Origin of the sequence: Rhodococcus sp. IEGM 1241 (assembly GCF_033142365.1) — a bacterium.
Lineage (GTDB): Bacteria > Actinomycetota > Actinomycetes > Mycobacteriales > Mycobacteriaceae > Rhodococcus_F > Rhodococcus_F erythropolis.
On record NZ_JAWLSE010000001.1, the window covers coordinates 1538621 to 1556018 of the forward strand.

Sequence of the window (17398 nt, forward strand, 5' to 3'; positions counted from 1 at the left end):
GCCGAATACAGTCAGTTCCATGAGTCAGCGAAGATTGCTCGTGGTCGACGACGAGGTCAGTATCTGCGAGTCCATCGCAGCGAGGCTGCGTGCCGAGGGCTACGACGTCGAGTTGGCATTCGACGGTCCCAGTGCTGTGACCCGCTGCGAGCAGATGGACGCCGACCTAGTGGTGCTCGACGTGATGATGCCGGGATTCGACGGCCTCGAAGTCTGCCGCCGCATCCAGGCCGTGCGCCCGGTGCCCGTGCTGATGTTGACCGCTCGTGCCGATGAAACCGACATGCTGATAGGTCTCGGCGTCGGGGCCGACGATTATTTGAGCAAGCCGTTCAGCATGCGTGTCCTCGTCGCCCGTGTTCAGGCATTGCTTCGGCGCGCTGATCGTGCGGAGCACGCTGCTCGCCCGGTGGCCGACTTGCTCGAGTTCGGCGACGTCGTGATCGACCTGACCGAACGTCGAGTGCGTCGTGATACGCAGGAAGTCCACCTGACTCGCACCGAATTCGATCTCATCGCCTACCTGGCGGAGCGGCCGCGAGCGGCGATCCCGCGGGAGTCGCTGCTCGAGGAGATCTGGGGCTGGGGTGAGGGAGCGGGTAGTCGGACCGTCGACAGCCACGTCAAGGCTCTACGACGCAAGCTCGGACCTTCCGTGATCCGGACCGTTCACGGCGTCGGGTACGCCTGGGACGTGCCGCGATGAGCGGCGTCGACCGACTCTTTGCACGGTGGCCGCGGCCGCTGGACCCGATGCGATCGTTCAAAGTGAAGGTCGGCCTCCTGGTTGTCGCAGCGTTGTTGTTCGCCGCGGGCGGTTTCTGGCTGACGTCGCAACAACCATTTCGTTTTGCTCTCCTGACAGCGTTGGTTGTCGCTCTCGGAGTTACACAAGTGCTCGCACACGGAATGACGTCACCGCTTCGCGAGATGACAGCCGCGGCGAAGGCGATGGCGCGCGGCGATTATTCGCGGCGGGTACGAGCGACTTCCCGCGACGAAGTAGGCGAACTCGCCCATGCGTTCAACCGGATGGCCGAGGACCTCGGGGCCGACGACCGGTACCGCCGCGAGTTGATCGGCAACGTCTCCCACGAATTACGGACGCCCATCACCGCTTTGCAAGCCATGCTCGAAAACGTCGTCGACGGTGTCGAAGAACCGGATCCGGCGATGATGAAATCGGCGTTGCGGCAGACGGAACGACTGGGAGCGCTGGTGGCCGACCTTCTCGACCTCTCGAAACTCGAGGGTGGCGCCATGCCGTTGAAGCGCCGCCGTTTCGAGGTCGAGCCGTTCCTACGTGAGCTGTCGAGTGTGAGTGCGGGCGACATCGAGATAGACGTCAAGCCTCCGAAATTGTCCGTGGTAGCCGATCCGGATCGCCTCCATCAGGTGGTGACCAACCTGGTGGACAACGCGGTTCAGCACGGGAACGTCGACACGAAAGTTGTCATCCGAGTGCGTACCGGCAGTGCAGGGGAGTTGGTGCTCGATGTCCACGACGACGGCCCCGGCATCGAGCCACAAGCCCGTGAGCGAGTGTTCGACCGCTTCATCCGCGGCGGATCGACCGACGGGGGTACCGGGCTCGGCCTCGCGATCGCGAAGTGGGCGGTCGAATTACATGACGGCAGGATCGCCGTCGTCGATGCCCCGTCTGGCTGCTGCATTCGAGTAGTGCTGCCGCAGAGCTGAATCAAAGTTTCCAACGAGATCGAGAGATCTCGCGATGGCGCATGCCTTCATCAGACATTCGCCTGTAGTTCCGAACCCGAAATTTGAACCCGAAACATGGGAGATCACATGAGCGCTCCAATAATCATTCCGCCGAAAGCGCCGATACCTGTTGCAAAACCCAAGCGACCCAGCCGGTTCTGGCGTCCCGATCGCACGTCGATGGCCACCCGCTCGATGCTCGTCGGCGCGAGCGGCGTTGGGGCGCTGGCGGCCCTGATCCTCGATCCAGGGTTCGTGAGTATCGCGTACGTGATCGTCGGTGTCGGCGTAGTGATCGTGTTCGGGATTCTGACGCCGCCGCGGATGTCTACGACGCAGTGGGCCGCCGCGATGGGGATGCTCGCACTTCTGGGCGTTGCCGCCGTTCGCGGTGCGGAGTGGTTGGTGTTCCTCTGCGTCGTAGCTGCGTGGGTTCTGTTCACGTGGACTCTGATCGGCGGGCGGACGTGGACCGGAATACTTCTGGGAACGTTCGCTCCCTGGCGGGCACCCCACCGGACGGTCAACTTCGTTCGTCGTCGAAAACTCGCTACCCGCTCCGCTCCGCGGGTGCCGGCGGCGCGAGTTGTCGTCGTGAGCGCAGTGTCGATTCTTCTCCTGCTGATTTTCGGATCTTTGTTCGTGAGTGCGGATCCGGAGTTCGCGAAGATCTTCGGCGGCTTCGCTCCTGCCATCTCGGTGTCGAACCCGGGGGCACGGATCTTTGCCGGCGTGGTGATGGCGTTCGGCACGCTGGTTGCGGTGTACCTGCGTCGCAGAACGCCGACGGTGGACGCGTTTGCACCTGCGCCGGCGACGCCGTTGCCGATGTGGGAGTGGGCGGTCCCGCTCGGAGTACTCAACGTGCTGTTCCTCGGTTTTGTTGCAGTACAGACGAAGACGCTGTTCGGGGGAGACGAGCACGTACAGGTGACCGACGGACTGACCTACGCGGACTACGCGCGTGAGGGTTTCTGGCAGCTCATGGCGGTTACCGTGCTGACGCTGCTCGTCATCGCCGTCGCAGTGCGGTACATCGACCGCCGCGACGCTGGATCGAGGCGTCTTGCCCGCGGACTGTTGGGTGCACTGTGCCTCTTCAGTCTGGTGATCGTGGCATCCGCTGTGCACCGGATGTGGTTGTACGAGAATCAGTACGGTTTCACGGTGCTCCGGGTCAGCGTCTTCGCGACAGAGCTGCTTCTGGGCTTCGTGTTCGTGTTGTTGCTCGTCGCAGGTATTCGGATGTCCGGGAAGTGGCTGCCCACAGCCGTTCTCGCCACTTCGGCCGTCGCGCTGCTGGCCTTCGCGGTGTTCAACCCCGATGCGTACATCGCGCAAAAGAACGTGGAGCGGTTCGAGGGCGGCAAGAGCATCGACGTTTCCTACTTGCACGGGCTCTCTGTCGACGCGGTACCTGCCTTGGATCGTCTACCGGAACCGCAGCGTTCATGTGCCTTGAGCAGATATCGATTCGGAGTGCCGGGTACCACTGCGCCCTGGGAGTTCAACGCAGCGCGTGAGAAGGCGCGCGACATCCTGGAAGCTCGCCCGGTGGGGCCGTGCCTGCAGATGTACACGGTCGGATAGACGCAGGGCGATTGTGCAGCCGCACGGCAGGTATCGCGCGCGGCTGCACAATCGGCGAGCGTCGCCTGTTCGATCAGTGCACGGCGAGTGAGATTTTCTCCCGTTCCTCCGCGGACACCACGTCGCGGGTGGAGCGTAAGTCGACCGTCACGCTGTTGAGTTTGCCGCCGTAGCGGAACGTGCCCGTGTCCGCGAACTCTTCCGCGACCGGGCTTCCCCGGTTGATGCCGACGTCGAGCTGTTCGTTCATGCTGAAGATCGCCCGAGTGGTCTTCTCGATCCGGCCCTCGGAGACCACCTCGTCGTCGACGCTCAGGGTTGCGGTTCCACCCTTGCCGATTCCGCCGCCGTCGTACTCGAAGTGGACGGACACCTCGCGTGCATTGGGTGCCAGCGGGTTGCGCCCACGCACGAAGGTCCGACCGCCGCCGCTGAAGTTGTAGCAGTAGACGGGGACGAAATCGAGTATGTACAAAGCGAATCCGCCGAACCGGCCACCGAGGCTGACCAGCATGCCGTCGGCGACGCTACCCAGACTTGCGGTCAGCGTGTACGAGCGGTTGAAGAACGTCGGCGCGGCTTTCTCGACCAGGCCGTTCATGTGTGGGTACAGCGTGAGGGTCTTGCGGCCCATCATCGGATGCGGGGGTCGTGATTCCGCGGTGGCGTGGCGACCGACCGTTCTGTCGTCCAGCGGCAACACCTGATATTTGGCCGCCTCGACGAGGAACTTTTCCTTGAGCCGGGCCAGGATCTCGGGATGCTCGTCCGCGAGATTGCGGGCCTGCGACCAGTCGACCGAGGTGTCGTACAGCTCCCAACGGTCTTCGCTCATCGGTGTGAGCTCGAGGCCGTGAGTGGCCATCAGCCAGGGTGCGCGGTGGGCCGTGACTGCGGTCCAACCGTGATCGTAGATTCCGCGGTTGCCGAAGATCTCGAAATACTGTGTGGTGTGGCGCTCTTCGGCGTCGGGCTCGGCGAAGGTGTAGTTCATCGCCACGCCTTCCATCGGTTTCTGGGTGACCCCGTCGACGCTGGTCGGTGCCGGAATGCCGGCAGCTTCCAGGATTGTCGGCGTGATGTCGACGCAGTGATGCCACTGCTCCCTGATTCCTGGCTTGTCGATCCCCTTGGGCCAGTGGGCGATCAGACCGTTTCGGGTACCGCCGTAGTGGGACGCAACCTGCTTGGCCCACTGGTACGGGGTGTCGAGAGCCAGAGCCCACGACGCCGGATAGTGCGGGTAGCTGGTTTCGGTCCCCAATTCGTCGTAGCGCGCCAGTACGTCGGATGTCGCACTCTTGTAACCGTTGAGGCCGGCGAGGTAATTGAACGAGCCCTCCATGCCGCCCTCGGCGGAGGCGCCGTTGTCACCCAGCATGTAGAGCACCAGAGTGTTGTCGAGTACACCCATTTCCTGCAACCGGTCGACGAGCCTGCCTACCTCGTCGTCGGTGTGCTCGAGAAATGCCGCGTACAACTCCATCAAACGGGCCGAGACCTTCTTCTGGTCGTCGTCGAGTTCGTCCCAGTGCGGGAGCCCCGGAGCCCAGGGGGCCAACTCGGTGTCAGGAGCGACGACACCCAGTTCCTTCTGCTTTTGGAGGGTGATCTCACGTTGGCGATCCCACCCGTGATCGAATTCGCCGACGTACTTGTCCAGGTAGCGGTCCGGGACCTGGAGTGGAGCGTGGCACGCGCCGAAGGGGAGGTAGCAGAACCACGGCTTGTCCGGGTCCATCGTGTTGACACCCTCGACCCATTCGATCGCGTGGTCGACGAGATCTTCGGACAGGTGGTAACCCTCCTGTGGCGTCTTGGGTAAGTCGACCATCGTGAAGTCCTCGTAGAGAACCGGGGTGAACTGATCGGACTCGGCACCGAGAAAACCGTAGAATTTGTCGAAACCCTCACGGACCGGCCACCGATCGAACGGCCCGGCAGCGGTGGTCTCCCACGTCGGGGTCTGGTGCATCTTGCCGAAAGCGCCCGTCGCATAGCCGTTTCCCTGCAGGACGCGTGCGACCGTGGCGGCAGAGGCGGGACGGGTCCCGTTGTATCCCGGTGCCGCGTTGGCCATTTCGGAGATGACACCCATACCGACACTGTGGTGGTTGCGCCCGGTCAGTGTGGCGGCACGCGTCGGCGAGCACAGAGCCGTGGTGTGGAATCGGCTGTATTTCACGCCGGTTTCGGCCAAACGCTCGGCGGTGGGGGTGCGGCACGGGCCGCCGAACGCGGAGGGTGCGCCGAATCCGACGTCGTCGATCATGATCAGCAGCACGTTCGGGGCCCCGACCGGCGGGCGAAGCGGTTCCGGGCGGGTGTACGGGGGATTCTGATCGGGGTAGTACACGGCGGCCGCGACGTTCGGCGTCTCGGGAATGATCGGGATGGAATGGCGATTCACCAGCAGGCTCCTTGGCGTGTGCAAAACCGGGTCGATTAAGCAGTCGTCTTAATTTGGAGCGTATCGATCGGAATTCAGTTGGCGGCGTAGGTCTCGCTGACTGGGACAATCACCCCTGTGAGTGGTTAAGGAGTCCCTGCACTCCCTAACCGCGCACAGGGGTGGGTCTTGCGGAATTAAGTCAGTGACTTATATGGTCGGTATATGCCCGCCTCGTTGGATGCCAAGAACGCCATGATCGCCGTCGCCGAGCGGATGTTCGCCGAGCACGGTATTCACGAAGTGTCCATGCGGGACGTGGCGACTGCGGCCGGGCAGCGCAACAACTCTGCAGTTCAGTATCACTTCGGCGGGCGAGACGGTCTGGTGCTGGCCGTATTCCGGCATCGGATGGATCAGATCAATGCAGCGCGACTGACGTATCTCGACGACGTCGACGCCAGTGGGCGGACCGATCTGGTCCGTGCTTTGGTCGAAGCCTTCCTGTACCCGCTGGCCGATTTCATGGCGACGGTCGACGGGTCCAACTATGCGCGGTTCATCGCGAGAATTTCACCGTCAGTAGATACACAAAGTGCTGAGTTTCGCGAGGTCAGTGAAGGAATCAACGAGGTAGTCGGCAGGTTGACGCGGGCGTTGCCGCATCTGCCCCGCCGCGTCGCGGTTGAACGGATCGATCTGACGTTCAACATGAGCGTCTCTGCTCTGGCCATCTTCGAGCAGCGCCGCGAAGACGAAAACCCCGTTGTGCAGGCAGATTTCGATACGACGGTGGATCATCTGGTCGATCTCGCGGTAGGAGCACTGACCGCGCCCCAAAGCGCACACAAACGCACACGAGCAAAGCGGGTGCACGCGTCGACTGACGTGTGACCCCGCGACACGACACGACAGGACGGAGTCATTCGATGGCTACCCTTACATCATCACGAACAGTCCAAATCGGCAATCACACAATCGAATTCGGACCACGCGGAATGAGGCGCAATCCGGAAGGCGTTGAATCGAGGCCGTACGAGCGGTTCACTCTGACACCCGTCACACCGTTCATCGGTGCCGAGATCAGCGATATCGACTTGCGTGATCCGTCGGAGGAGCAGATCGAGGACGTGCGCCGGGCCCTCCTCGAATGGAAGGTCGTGTTCTTTCGGGACCAGCCGATTTCGAGCTTGAATCATCGTGACTTCGCGGCCCATTGGGGTGAACTCGAGGTTCATCCACTTCTCCCGCAGGGAGAGGTCCCGGCAGTCGTCAGATTCGAACGCGGAGAGGACAGTCCAGGAACGGAGAACATCTGGCACGTCGACGTCACCTGGACGAAGACGCCGCCGCTCGGTTCAGTACTTCGGGCGATCGACGTACCGCCTGCCGGTGGTGACACGCTCTGGGCCGATATGGGTAACGCCTTCGACTGCCTCCCCGACGAGATCAAGGACTTGATCGACGGCAAGGACGCCATCCACGATTTTGTGCCGTCCTTCGGACGCGGCATGAGCCCGGAGAAGTTGGAGCAGATGAAGGAGCAGTACCCGCCGGTTCTGCATCCGATGGTGCGTAAGCATCCGGAGACCGGGCGTAAGACTCTGTTCGTCAACAGCCTCTTCACCACCCACATTCCGGATATGGATCCTGTCGAAGGCAACGATCTGCTCAACCTATTGTTCGCGCAGGTCAAGGTCCCGGACTTTCAGTGCCGCTTCAAGTGGGCGCCGAATTCCATTGCCTTCTGGGACAACCGGGCCACCCAGCACTACGCTGCGAGCGACTACTTCCCTCATCGCCGCGTCATGGAGCGGGTGGCCATCCTGGGGGACCGGCCCTTCTGATCTACTCCTGCGGAATGCGGATGATGCACCGGAAGCCGACGTGGCAGGTCGAGGACTCCTCGGATTCGCCCTGCCGCGCGGCAGGGCGATATCGCAAGCAGTAGTTCGGTGCACACAGATGTGAGCCGCCCTTGATCACCCGTCGTGCGTAGGGTTCGCCGGCCAAGGCCTCGGTGGCGAACTCCGCGCGGGGATTGCGAGGAATGCAGCACGACGAGGCCGGCGCGACGTTCTTGGAACTGTGGGCGTGGTCGGACGTGTAGTGATCGGCCGTCCATTCCCACACGTTCCCGGCCATGTCGAGCAGTCCGTAGCCGTTTGGCCGGAACTTTCCGACCGGAGCGGTGCGCTCGTACCCGTCCTCGAGGAGGTTCTCCCAGGGGAACTGGCCCTGCCACACGTTGCCACCGGGCCGCCCGCCCGGAGAGTCGTGATCGCCCCACACGTAGGCCTGGCGATCGAGTCCGCCGCGGGCGGCAAACTCCCACTCGGCCTCGGTCGGGAGTTCCTTGCCGGCCCACGCGGCGTAGGCCTGGGCGTCGAAGTACGACACGTGGGTGACGGGGTGCCGTTCACGTCCCCCGATGTTGCTGTCGGAGCCCTCGGGATGGCGCCAATCGGCGCCGGGAGTGAACGACCACCACCGGGTGTAGTCGTCGAGTGAAACCGGGCCGGGTGGCGAATTGAAGACCAACGATCCCGGGACGAGGAGGGCTGGATCGGCGTCGGGATAGTCGGCGGCATCCGGGGCGATTTCAGCAGTGGTGACGTGGCCGGTTGCCTTCACGAAGCGTCGGAACTCGGCGACTGTCACCGCCGTCGTGTCCATCCAGAATCCGTCGACGGTGACCTGGTGAACTGGGCGTTCTTCCGGATAGAAGTCTTCGGAGCCCATCCAGTACGTCCCACCCGGGATCAAAGACATGTTCTTCGGGGGAGTTGCCGTGGAGTGAGGCGTCGTCATGAATTCAAGAATGGCACGTTGGTCACGCCGATGTAGGGAGAGTCCCACCGAGTGTCTCGACACTTACACGGAGCGTCGAAATGCTCCGTGTCGCAGCCTCCGTAGATCAGGATTTAGGCGAAACAACTCGGATCGACTCCCTTGTCGATCAATCGATCTATTTCGCTGCACTGCAGCCAGTTTGAAGTTGCCGGTCTGGCCAGTGATCGAGACAAGCAGGCCCTTGGGCGAGAGATTACTGGTTCCGCGAGACGGGACAGCCCCCACCTCTCCAGGCGGGGGCTCCGCTCGATGGTGTTAGATTCTGTGACTCGCCTGGATGTCGGCGAGGGTGTTGATCCGTCGCTGCAGGTAACGCGTTTGCGATCCGAACCATGCCGGTGCACATAGCCAAGTCGTCACCGGGGAGACCGTCACGGACGAGTTCACAATCCCGTGGGCCTGGTTCAGCCGCTTCGCCGTACGGGATAGTCCCACAAGGCCGTAGAACGGGATGATCTGCGACCACCAGCGCGTCCAGCCCTCACGTTGATTCCCGGTGAAGCTTGCCAGTTCGCCGTTGATGCGGTCGTACCAGACGAGGTAATAGATTCCGAAGGTGATTACCGTCAGCCACCACAAACCCCACGGCCCTTGTTCCGAATCGGGGTTTGCTGAACCGGTAACTGAATCCCTTGTTGCGTCATTACGCTGTCCTTCGAGTCTGTTGCTCGCACTTTGCTCGGCGAGTGTGCAGTTATCAAACCAGACGGACGGGATTTATGATCAGCCGATCGAGGTGACTCGCATACTTCAAACGCAAATTTGGCTGTGATCACGCGGGAAAGCGCGGCGCCCGAGGTTGGGCCGATGCAATTGTTCGTTGCTTGAGAACGCATTCCCATCTGCGCTTGAGATTCCAAATGTGCCCTCGGCAGGATTCGAACCTGCGACCCTTCCTTTAGGAGAGGAATGCTCTATCCCCTGAGCTACGAGGGCGGGGAGCGTACCGGCAAGCGCTGAAAACCCTGTGCTGCCGGGGTTTTCGCTTCCCGATACTACTGTTGCATCCGCTCGACCTGTCGGCACGAAGCCTCGGGCGTCACAGCTGCGCTAGTCAGTGTAGCGGCCCGCCGACGAGGTCGCGAAGTCGACGGTATCGCCGGGTGCAAGCAGGAGCCGAACCGATCGCACTGATCGCAATGGTGGTCACTGCGGTGCAGGCACGGCATGGTGCGGGAATGACCCGCAGAATCCGCTTCAACGCCTTTGCCATGAACTGCGTCGCCCACCAATCGCCAGGTCTGTGGCGTCACCCGGAGGACCAGTCGTCCAGGTACACGGATCTGAGGTACTGGACGGAATTGGCGAAGCTCCTCGAACGTGGACGATTCGACGGGCTGTTCCTGGCCGATGTGTTGGGAACATACGACGTGTACGGCGGCAATCACGACGCAGCGCTGCGGCAGGGCGCGCAGGTACCGGTCTCGGACCCGCTACTGCTGGCGTCGGCGATGGCTGCCGTGACCGAGCACTTGGGCTTCGGTATCACCGCAGGTACAGCTTTCGAGCATCCGTACCCGTTCGCACGGCGCTTGAGCACCCTCGACCACCTGACGAACGGGCGAATCGGGTGGAACGTGGTCACCGGATACCTCCCGTCGGCCGCACGGAACATGGGCGAGGACGACCAACTCCAGCACGACGATCGCTACGACCACGCGGACGAGTACCTCGAAGTTCTCTACAAGTTGTGGGAAACGTCGTGGGAAGACGACGCGGTGGTGCGTGACAGAACCACCGGGGTCTACACGGACCCCTCCAAGGTTCATCCGATCGAGCACGAAGGCAAGCACTTCACGGTTCCGGGCATCCACATCTCCGAACCTTCTCCGCAGCGGACGCCGGTCATCTTCCAGGCCGGCGCGTCGCCACGCGGGGTTCGGTTCGCCGCCGAGAATGCCGAGGCGATCTTTGTCGGTGCACCGACAAAGGCGATTCTCAAAGACACCGTTGCCCGAATCCGAAACGAACTGACGAAGGTCGGGCGCGATCCGTACTCGGCCCGCATCTACACACTGTTGACGATCATCACCGACCGAACCCCCGAGTTGGCCCAGGCGAAGCTCGAGGACTACCGCAGTTACGCGAGTAGTGAAGGCGCGCTCGTTTTCACCTCGGGGTGGATGGGAATCGACCTCTCCGGATACCGAGCGGACGAGCCGATCGGGAACGTCGAGAGCAACGCCATTCAATCCGCGGTCGCATCGTTTCGTCAGGCCGACGAGAAGGGCGGCGAGTGGACGGTGGGAGACATCGCGGAGTGGGCGGGCATCGGCGGGCTCGGCCCGATCGTTGTCGGTTCCGGGGCGGAGGTCGCCGACGAGTTGCAGGAGTGGGTTGCCGAGACCGACGTCGACGGTTTCAATCTCGCGTACGCGGTGACTCCTGGAACCTTCGAAGATATTGTGGAGCATGTGATTCCGGAGCTGACGAGGAGGGGCGCCTACCAGGGCGACTACGAAGCGGGGACGCTGCGCAACAAATTGTTCGGGCGAGGGGACAGGCTGCCGCTCGAACACCGAGGCCGGAGCTTCGACCGGATCCGCACTGCCGGCTGAGTGGGGATCTCAGGACCAGCCGGACCCCGGCACGTGCACCGAGGTGGTGAGGTCGATCGCCTCGATGTCCGAAGACCTCAGTTCCTCACCACACGCACTACAACCCAGCCTTGCTTCGAACCGCTTTCCACACGCCTTGTGGTGGAGAACGATGTCCGGACCGTCCGCGGATCTGAACCAGCGCTGACCCCACGAGATCATGCACATCACGACGGGGAAGTAGGCGGTTCCCTTTTCGGTGAGTCGATACTCCGACCACTGTGGGCGATCCGGAAGCGGCCGCGTTTCCATCACACCGATCTCGGTGAGGTGCTTCAACCGATCGGCGACGATTGCCGGCGGCGCACCGGTGATCTCGGCGAACTCTCCGTAGCGACGGGCACCGCGGAAAGCTGCCCCGATGATCGCTGCCGACCAGCGATTGCCGACGAGTTCCATCGTGTGAGCCAGGATTTCCGGTCGGCGTTCGGACTTGGTGGAGCGGCGCCTCGACGTTGCTTCGGGCACACTGCGTGAGAAGTCCCCACTCGGCCCCATTTGGGAGTCCAGGGATCGCACGTCGACGTCCTCGCCGCACTCCTTGCAACGCAGGATCGGAGTGAAGTCGTTTCCGCAGGTGCTGTGCCGTAGTGGCGGTAGTGGCGCGGTTTCATTCGGTGCCCACTGCTTCTCCCACGACCACATGGTGATGAGGACCGGCCAGATCGACTGGCCTTTGCGAGTGACCGAGTATTCGTGCCTCGGCGGGTTCTGCTGGTACTCCCGGCGCTCGAGCATTCCGCCGGCCGTCAGGACTGCCAACCGTGAGGACAGCACGGAGTTGGAGATTCCCCCGAGAGCCAGCCAGTCGTTGTATCGACGCGATCCCAAAAGGGCGAACCGCAGAATCCAGAGGTTCCACTCGTCTCCCAGTAGCCCGAGCGTGACCGCCAGTGCGTTGGGTCCGCCCGCAGGCAACTCGGTGACGCCCACCGACGGCGTGGGTGTCGGAGATCCGGCCGACGCCGAAGATCCGGTTGCATTCACTCGTACCACCCCGAAATCATAGGCCGCGAACCCTGCGGCACCGCGAGACCGTACCGAGTGGTCTGCAGAAAGAGTCGGGAATCACTCGATACGGGCAATGAGTAACGCTTCCTGGGTGGTTTGGCAGATCTGGAGTCCGGACTGATCGAAGACCGCGGCATTCACGACTGCTCTGCCGGCATGAGCAGTGGGTGTCGAATGCTCGAAGAGGAGCCACTCGTCCGCTCGCACGGGACGCTGAAACCACATCGTGTGATCGAGGGACACGCCCGTCCAATCCGTATCGAGCGAGTGCTCCTGCCCGATGTCGTAGCCGTGCGGAGTCAGCGCGGTTGCCATCAGCATCAGATCACTGGCATAGGCGAGAGCAGCGACGTGAATCAGCGGATCGTCGCTCAGTCGCTGAGCCGAACGCATCCAGATGTTGCGCGGAGGCGCCGCCGAATGCGTCGTGGGGGACTGCGAATCGAGGGGGGACACACGAATCTCGATGGCGGAGAACTCCTCCCACACCTCACCCAGCCCACCGTCTGCCTCGGCCAACTCCTGCAACGTCACGCACTCAGCGGGCGGGAGTGCGGCGGGTACGGCGCGACTGTGAGTGATGCCCTCGTCGATCGAGGAAGCAGAGACCGTCGAACGGCAGACGAGTCGTCCGTCCTGGTGGACGTCGACGCCTCTGGTGGACAGGCGTTTTCCATCCCGAAGGCGATCTACCGAGAACTCGGTTGCGCGATTCGTCGACCCCGGGCGAAGGAAGTGCGTGTGGACGGAACTGATCGCTTTGCCGTCGGTAACCGTGTGCCCGGCTGCGAGAATCGACTGGGCTACCAGTTGGCCGCCGAACAATTGAGGTAGACGAACACCGTCGTTCGACCCCTGCCACCGGTCCGGGCCGGTCGATTCCAGATCGAAGACGTCGGCGAGACCACTCGTGGGGGCGCTCACGACGCGTGGTTTCGTGCCGGACGGGGCGGACGGGGAAAGAAGCCACTGGTCCGGGCGACGTAGTCGTCGTAGGCCTGGCCTTTGCTCTTACGCATGCCTCGTTCGAGCAAGGCCTTACCGCTGTAGCTCACCAGTAGTTTGATCATGACGATCGGCGAGACGATCGTGATCAGAGCCAATGGATCACCAAGCGCGAGGATGAACAGTCCGACCCAGACACATGCGTCACCGAAGTAGTTGGGATGCCGGGTCCAGGCCCAGAGTCCACGATCCATCACCATTCCCGAATTGGCCGGATCTGCCTTGAAGCGGGAAAGTTGGTAGTCGCCAACCGATTCGAAGACGAAGCCGACGGTCCAGACTGCGATGCCGATCGCACCGAGGACTCCGAGGGCGCGAAACTCGTACATCGTAAACTGGACGGGCAGCGACACCACGAGAATGAGGACGCCCTGGAGGCCGTAGATTTTGCGAATCAGGAACGGAACCAGCGGTCCCTGTTGATGTTTGAGCAGGGCAGTGTAGCGCTTGTCCTGCCCGTGCTCACGGTTTCGGAAACCGATGTAGAGGCCGAGTCGCATTCCCCACACCACGGTCAGTGCCAGCACCACGAGGCGACGCAGATCGTTGCCGTCCGATCCGATGGACGTCAGGTACGAGACGACGGCGACGACGGCGAAGCCAGGCCCCCAACAGATGTCGATGATCGAGTGATTGTTCATCCGGATGGCTACGGCCATCACGACTGCGATGAAGACGAGCACGGCGAGTGCGCTCACACCGAAGTTCCTTGCAAGGTCGCCCAATGGGATGTCGGTCATGCGCGCGCTTTCTGATTGTGGTGGTCGAGCAGTTCGGAAGCGAAGTCCGCGAAGGCTTCCTGTGCGCTCGGATAGGTGTGAGGAGTGCCGAGCCGGCTGGTCACGAGCAGTGCGTCGAGCGCTTTGGCATCGAGTTCTGTGGTGGTGGGCAAGAATTCGGTCGAGCCCTCGACGGCGTCGGCCGAACGCACTCCGTTACCTGCGGTGACGATCACCTGCCCGTTGGTCGTGGACTCGGGATCGACGAGAGCAGTGACCACCGGGGCTACCAGGTCGGCCCCCATGATGTCGATGAATCGTGGGTCCATTCCGGACTCGGTCATCTGCGTAGTGGCATAGGGCAGTACGACATTGGTGAACACATTCCGACTCGCACCTTCGCCGGCCGCGGTGCGGCCCAGTGCGATGACGGCACCCTTACTGGCGGCGTAGGCGGATACGGTGGGTTCGCCGTGCAGTCCTGCGGTCGAGGCAATCATCACGATGCGCCCGAATCCGGCTTCGCGCATCACTCGGGAGGCTTCAGCGGCAACCAGCGCGGTCCCGACGACGTTTGTCGTGATGACGGTGCTGAGGTTCTCGGCGGTGGTGCGATGGAGCATCTGTGGACCGCTGACCGCGGCACTGGTGATGCAGAAATCGAGTCGTCCGAACCGAGTGAGAGCGTCGTCCACCAACTTTCGACCGACCTCGGGGTCGGTGACGTCGTCGTGGTTGGCGACGGCGTGGCCACCGGCTTCGAGGATTTCGTCGACAACCTGATCTGCAGGACCCCGGCCGCTCGCGTCGACGGTGCGATTTCGATTGTTGACGATCACCGTGACCCCTCGGCTCGCGAGATGCAGTGCGACGGAACGGCCGAGGCCCTTACCCCCTCCCGTGACGACGGCAACGCGGCCCGAGAGTGAACTGGCGGTCACGAGGCGATCCGTTCGACGAGCACCGCGACTCCGACACCGGCGGCGCCGCTGACCGCGGCCACACCGTAGCGTCCGTCGCTCCGTACCAGTTCGTCGACGCACGCGCCGACGAGAATTGCTCCGGTGGCGCCGAATGCATGGCCCATCGCCATCGTGCCGCCGTTGGGGTTCATGCGGTCCGGCCCGGCGTCAAGATCGCGGCGGAACCGTAGGCAGAGCGCGGAGAAGGCCTCTGCGAACTCGAACACGTCGATGTCCTGTGGACGAAGCCCGGCTCGAGCGATGACTGCCTCCACGGCGCTCTGGCCCGCCGTGAGCATGAGAACCGGATTCACCGAAGTCGAGGCGGATCCGATGATCCGTGCGCGAGGGGTCAGGCCGGCTCTGGCCGCGGCTTTCTCGGATCCGAGGAGTAGTAGTGCTGCGCCGTCGGCCATGGCGGGAGAGGATCCGACGGTGTGCAGGTGTTCGATCTTGCCGACCTCAGGGTAGGCGGCGAGCGCGAGTGCATCCTGACCGGCGGCGCCGAGCCCTTCGAAGGCCGGAGGCAGCGCTGCGAGTCCCTCTGCCGTCGTCTCTGCCCTGACCAGTTCGTCGTGCGCGATTCCGGCTTCACCATTTCTGCCGGGAACTGGCACAACGGACCGCTCGAATGCGCCGTTGCGCCAGGCCTCGGCAGCCTTGTGCTGGGTTTCGACGCCGTACGCATCCAACTCGTCGCGGGAGTACCCCTCGATCGTGGCATTCAAGTCGGCGGCAACACCCATATGGATGGAGCCGATCTGCGCGATGGTTGCCGGGTCGGTCCACAGCGGTCCGCGATCACTGAACATCGGAGTGCGGGAGACGCTTTCGACGCCACCGGCCACGACGAGGGACACGTCGTCGCTGCGAATGCGGGCTGCGCTCTGGCCGACTGCGTCGACGCCGGATGCGCAGAAACGATTGAGGGTCGCGCCGGGAACGGAATCGCCCCAACCGGCAAGGAGTGCGGCAGTTCTCGCGATGTTCGCGCCCTGCTCGTCCACCTGCGATGCGCAACCGAGAACGACGTCGTCGATCTGCTCTGCGGCGAGGTTCGTTCGACCCTGCAAAGCCTTGGCCAGGTGGACGACAAGATCGACTGGGCTGTGTTCGTGGAGGGCACCTCGCGTCGATGCTCGGCCGCGCGGTGTGCGCACGTAGTCGAGGACAAAAGCATCAGTCATTTTCAACCCTTCAATTAGTAGAGTTACTCTGCTAGTTGTAGTACGGTTGCGATGAAATTACAACCGCCGATGCACGGGTATCTCGGTGACGTCACCGATGCCGGATCGGCAAGGGGAGAGGTCATGACTGTTTCGAACATTTGGATTCTCGGCGGGTATCAATCCGACTTCGCACGGAACTTCACCCGCGAGGGACTCGATTTCGCGAACCTTGCCGAAGAGGTGGCGAACCACACTCTGGCCGCGGCGAAGGTTCCTGCCACCGACATCGAGGTGATCCACGTCGGTAATGCCTTCGGTCAATTGTTTGCCGGCCAAGGTCAGCTGGGTGCGATGCCCGCCACCGTGCATCCAGATCTATGGGGTGTGCCCTCGTCCCGGCACGAGGCGGCGTGCGCATCGGGCAGTATCGCTGTACTTGCGGCGATGGCAGACCTGCGCGCCGGCAACTACGACGCGGCTCTGGTGATGGGTATCGAACTGGAGAAGACGGTTCCGGGTGATGACGCGGCCGGACATCTGGGCGCTGCAGCCTGGGTCGGACACGAAGGTCAGGAAGCAAAATTCATGTGGCCGTACATGTTCGATCGTGTTTCGAAGGAGTACGGGCGGCGCTACGGGATCGACGAATCTCACCTTCGCGCGATCTCGCAGATCAATTTCGCGAACGCGAAGAACAACCCCAATGCACAGACACGCGGTTGGGCGGTACCCGATCTGCTCGGGAATGCAGGCGGCGACGACGCCACCAATCCTGTTGTGGAAGGCGGTGTTCGACGATTCGATTGCAGCCAGGTGACCGACGGTGGCGCCGGGGTTGTGCTGGTGACGGACAAGTACCTCCGTGAGCACCCGGGTGCTGCGGCGACTCCGCTGGCCCAGATCGCGGGCTGGGGTCACCGGACTGTTGGTTTAGGTCTCGAGCAGAAGCTGGCCCGCGACGCCGATAATCCCTACGTGATGCCACACGTTCGGGATGCGGTGATGGGTGCCTTCTCCCGGGCCGGAGTCGACCTGGCCGGGATAGACGGGATCGAAACACATGATTGTTTCACGGCGAGTGAGTATCTCGCGATCGACCACATCGGTCTGACCGCGCCCGGCGAGTCGTGGAAAGCCATCGAGAGTGGTGACATCGCCATGGGCGGCAAGCTACCGATCAACCCCAGCGGCGGTCTGATCGGCGGTGGTCATCCGGTGGGTGCCAGTGGTGTTCGAATGCTTCTCGACGCGGCCCATCAGGTGACGGGAAAGGCCGGCGGTTTCCAAGTCGAGGGTGCGAGCCGCTTTGCGACGCTCAACTTCGGTGGAAGTACGGCCACCACCGTCAGTTTTGTCGTCGACGCAGTTTCCTGAAAGTGCAGCC

General features: G+C 62.7%; 15 protein-coding genes and 1 tRNA gene. 7 read left to right on the top strand and 9 right to left on the bottom strand.

The genetic code is table 11. The features are described from left to right. The first annotated feature begins 19 nt into the window (after positions 1 to 19). The 3 genes from R4P70_RS07415 to R4P70_RS07425 all read left to right on the top strand — a co-directional run bounded on the left by R4P70_RS07415 (position 20) and on the right by R4P70_RS07425 (position 3309). On the top strand, positions 20 to 706 hold the full coding sequence (locus R4P70_RS07415; protein WP_317830606.1) for a response regulator transcription factor: 687 nt from the start codon (positions 20 to 22) through the stop codon (positions 704 to 706). Then, complete coding sequence (locus R4P70_RS07420; protein WP_020908707.1) at positions 703 to 1698, top strand: sensor histidine kinase; 996 nt, start codon at positions 703 to 705, stop codon at positions 1696 to 1698. Before R4P70_RS07415 ends, R4P70_RS07420 begins: the two co-directional genes overlap by 4 nt. Before the next feature lie 108 nt (positions 1699 to 1806). Next, positions 1807 to 3309 (top strand): DUF4173 domain-containing protein, encoded by a 1503-nt coding sequence (locus tag R4P70_RS07425; RefSeq protein ID WP_317830607.1) that lies wholly within the window; start codon positions 1807 to 1809, stop codon positions 3307 to 3309. Between the two features lie 73 nt (positions 3310 to 3382). On the opposite strand, the gene R4P70_RS07430 is transcribed toward R4P70_RS07425, so the two are convergent. Beyond that, the gene (locus tag R4P70_RS07430; protein WP_317830608.1) at positions 3383 to 5719 is read right to left on the bottom strand and encodes an arylsulfatase; all 2337 of its coding nucleotides are present in this window, start codon (positions 5717 to 5719) and stop codon (positions 3383 to 3385) included. Positions 5720 to 5923: 204 nt separating this feature from the next. Between R4P70_RS07430 and R4P70_RS07435 the strand changes: the two genes are divergently transcribed. Together R4P70_RS07435 and R4P70_RS07440 are read left to right on the top strand one after the other, a co-directional pair. Continuing rightward, the gene (locus tag R4P70_RS07435) at positions 5924 to 6592 is read left to right on the top strand and encodes a TetR family transcriptional regulator (RefSeq protein WP_021332258.1); all 669 of its coding nucleotides are present in this window, start codon (positions 5924 to 5926) and stop codon (positions 6590 to 6592) included. Between the two features lie 35 nt (positions 6593 to 6627). Next, positions 6628 to 7545 carry a TauD/TfdA dioxygenase family protein gene (locus R4P70_RS07440; RefSeq protein ID WP_029255969.1) on the top strand — a complete coding sequence of 306 codons (918 nt, stop codon included), beginning with the start codon at positions 6628 to 6630 and terminating at the stop codon, positions 7543 to 7545. Between the two features lies 1 nt (position 7546). Here R4P70_RS07440 and R4P70_RS07445 read toward each other — a convergent pair whose 3' ends face one another. From R4P70_RS07445 to R4P70_RS07455, 3 genes are all read right to left on the bottom strand, one after another. Continuing rightward, positions 7547 to 8509, bottom strand: a complete 963-nt coding sequence (locus R4P70_RS07445) for a formylglycine-generating enzyme family protein (RefSeq protein WP_069146427.1) — start codon at positions 8507 to 8509, stop codon at positions 7547 to 7549. A gap of 297 nt (positions 8510 to 8806) precedes the next feature. Beyond that, the gene (locus tag R4P70_RS07450; RefSeq protein ID WP_317830609.1) at positions 8807 to 9130 is read right to left on the bottom strand and encodes a DUF4234 domain-containing protein; all 324 of its coding nucleotides are present in this window, start codon (positions 9128 to 9130) and stop codon (positions 8807 to 8809) included. Between the two features lie 284 nt (positions 9131 to 9414). Beyond that, positions 9415 to 9487, bottom strand: a tRNA-Arg gene (locus R4P70_RS07455). 242 nt (positions 9488 to 9729) lie between these two features. Between R4P70_RS07455 and R4P70_RS07460 the strand changes: the two genes are divergently transcribed. Further along, a complete protein-coding gene (locus tag R4P70_RS07460; protein WP_317830610.1) occupies positions 9730 to 11109 on the top strand; it encodes an LLM class flavin-dependent oxidoreductase in 1380 nt (459 codons plus the stop codon). 9 nt (positions 11110 to 11118) lie between these two features. On the opposite strand, the gene R4P70_RS07465 is transcribed toward R4P70_RS07460, so the two are convergent. The 5 genes from R4P70_RS07465 to R4P70_RS07485 form a co-directional block, all read right to left on the bottom strand. Then, the gene (locus R4P70_RS07465) at positions 11119 to 12135 is read right to left on the bottom strand and encodes a helix-turn-helix domain-containing protein (RefSeq protein ID WP_317830611.1); all 1017 of its coding nucleotides are present in this window, start codon (positions 12133 to 12135) and stop codon (positions 11119 to 11121) included. 81 nt (positions 12136 to 12216) lie between these two features. Further along, positions 12217 to 13083 (bottom strand): acyl-CoA thioesterase, encoded by an 867-nt coding sequence (locus R4P70_RS07470; protein WP_317830612.1) that lies wholly within the window; start codon positions 13081 to 13083, stop codon positions 12217 to 12219. Then, complete coding sequence (locus R4P70_RS07475) at positions 13080 to 13862, bottom strand: DUF1295 domain-containing protein (protein WP_317830613.1); 783 nt, start codon at positions 13860 to 13862, stop codon at positions 13080 to 13082. The genes R4P70_RS07470 and R4P70_RS07475 overlap by 4 nt, the downstream gene beginning before the upstream one ends. Positions 13863 to 13900: 38 nt before the next feature. Beyond that, complete coding sequence (locus R4P70_RS07480) at positions 13901 to 14824, bottom strand: SDR family NAD(P)-dependent oxidoreductase (RefSeq protein WP_084325249.1); 924 nt, start codon at positions 14822 to 14824, stop codon at positions 13901 to 13903. Further along, a complete protein-coding gene (locus R4P70_RS07485) occupies positions 14821 to 16032 on the bottom strand; it encodes an acetyl-CoA C-acyltransferase (protein ID WP_019744813.1) in 1212 nt (403 codons plus the stop codon). The genes R4P70_RS07480 and R4P70_RS07485 overlap by 4 nt, the downstream gene beginning before the upstream one ends. A gap of 123 nt (positions 16033 to 16155) precedes the next feature. Here R4P70_RS07485 and R4P70_RS07490 point away from each other — a divergent pair, with 123 nt between their 5' ends. Beyond that, complete coding sequence (locus R4P70_RS07490; RefSeq protein ID WP_020970394.1) at positions 16156 to 17388, top strand: acetyl-CoA acetyltransferase; 1233 nt, start codon at positions 16156 to 16158, stop codon at positions 17386 to 17388. The last annotated feature ends 10 nt before the right edge of the window (positions 17389 to 17398 follow it).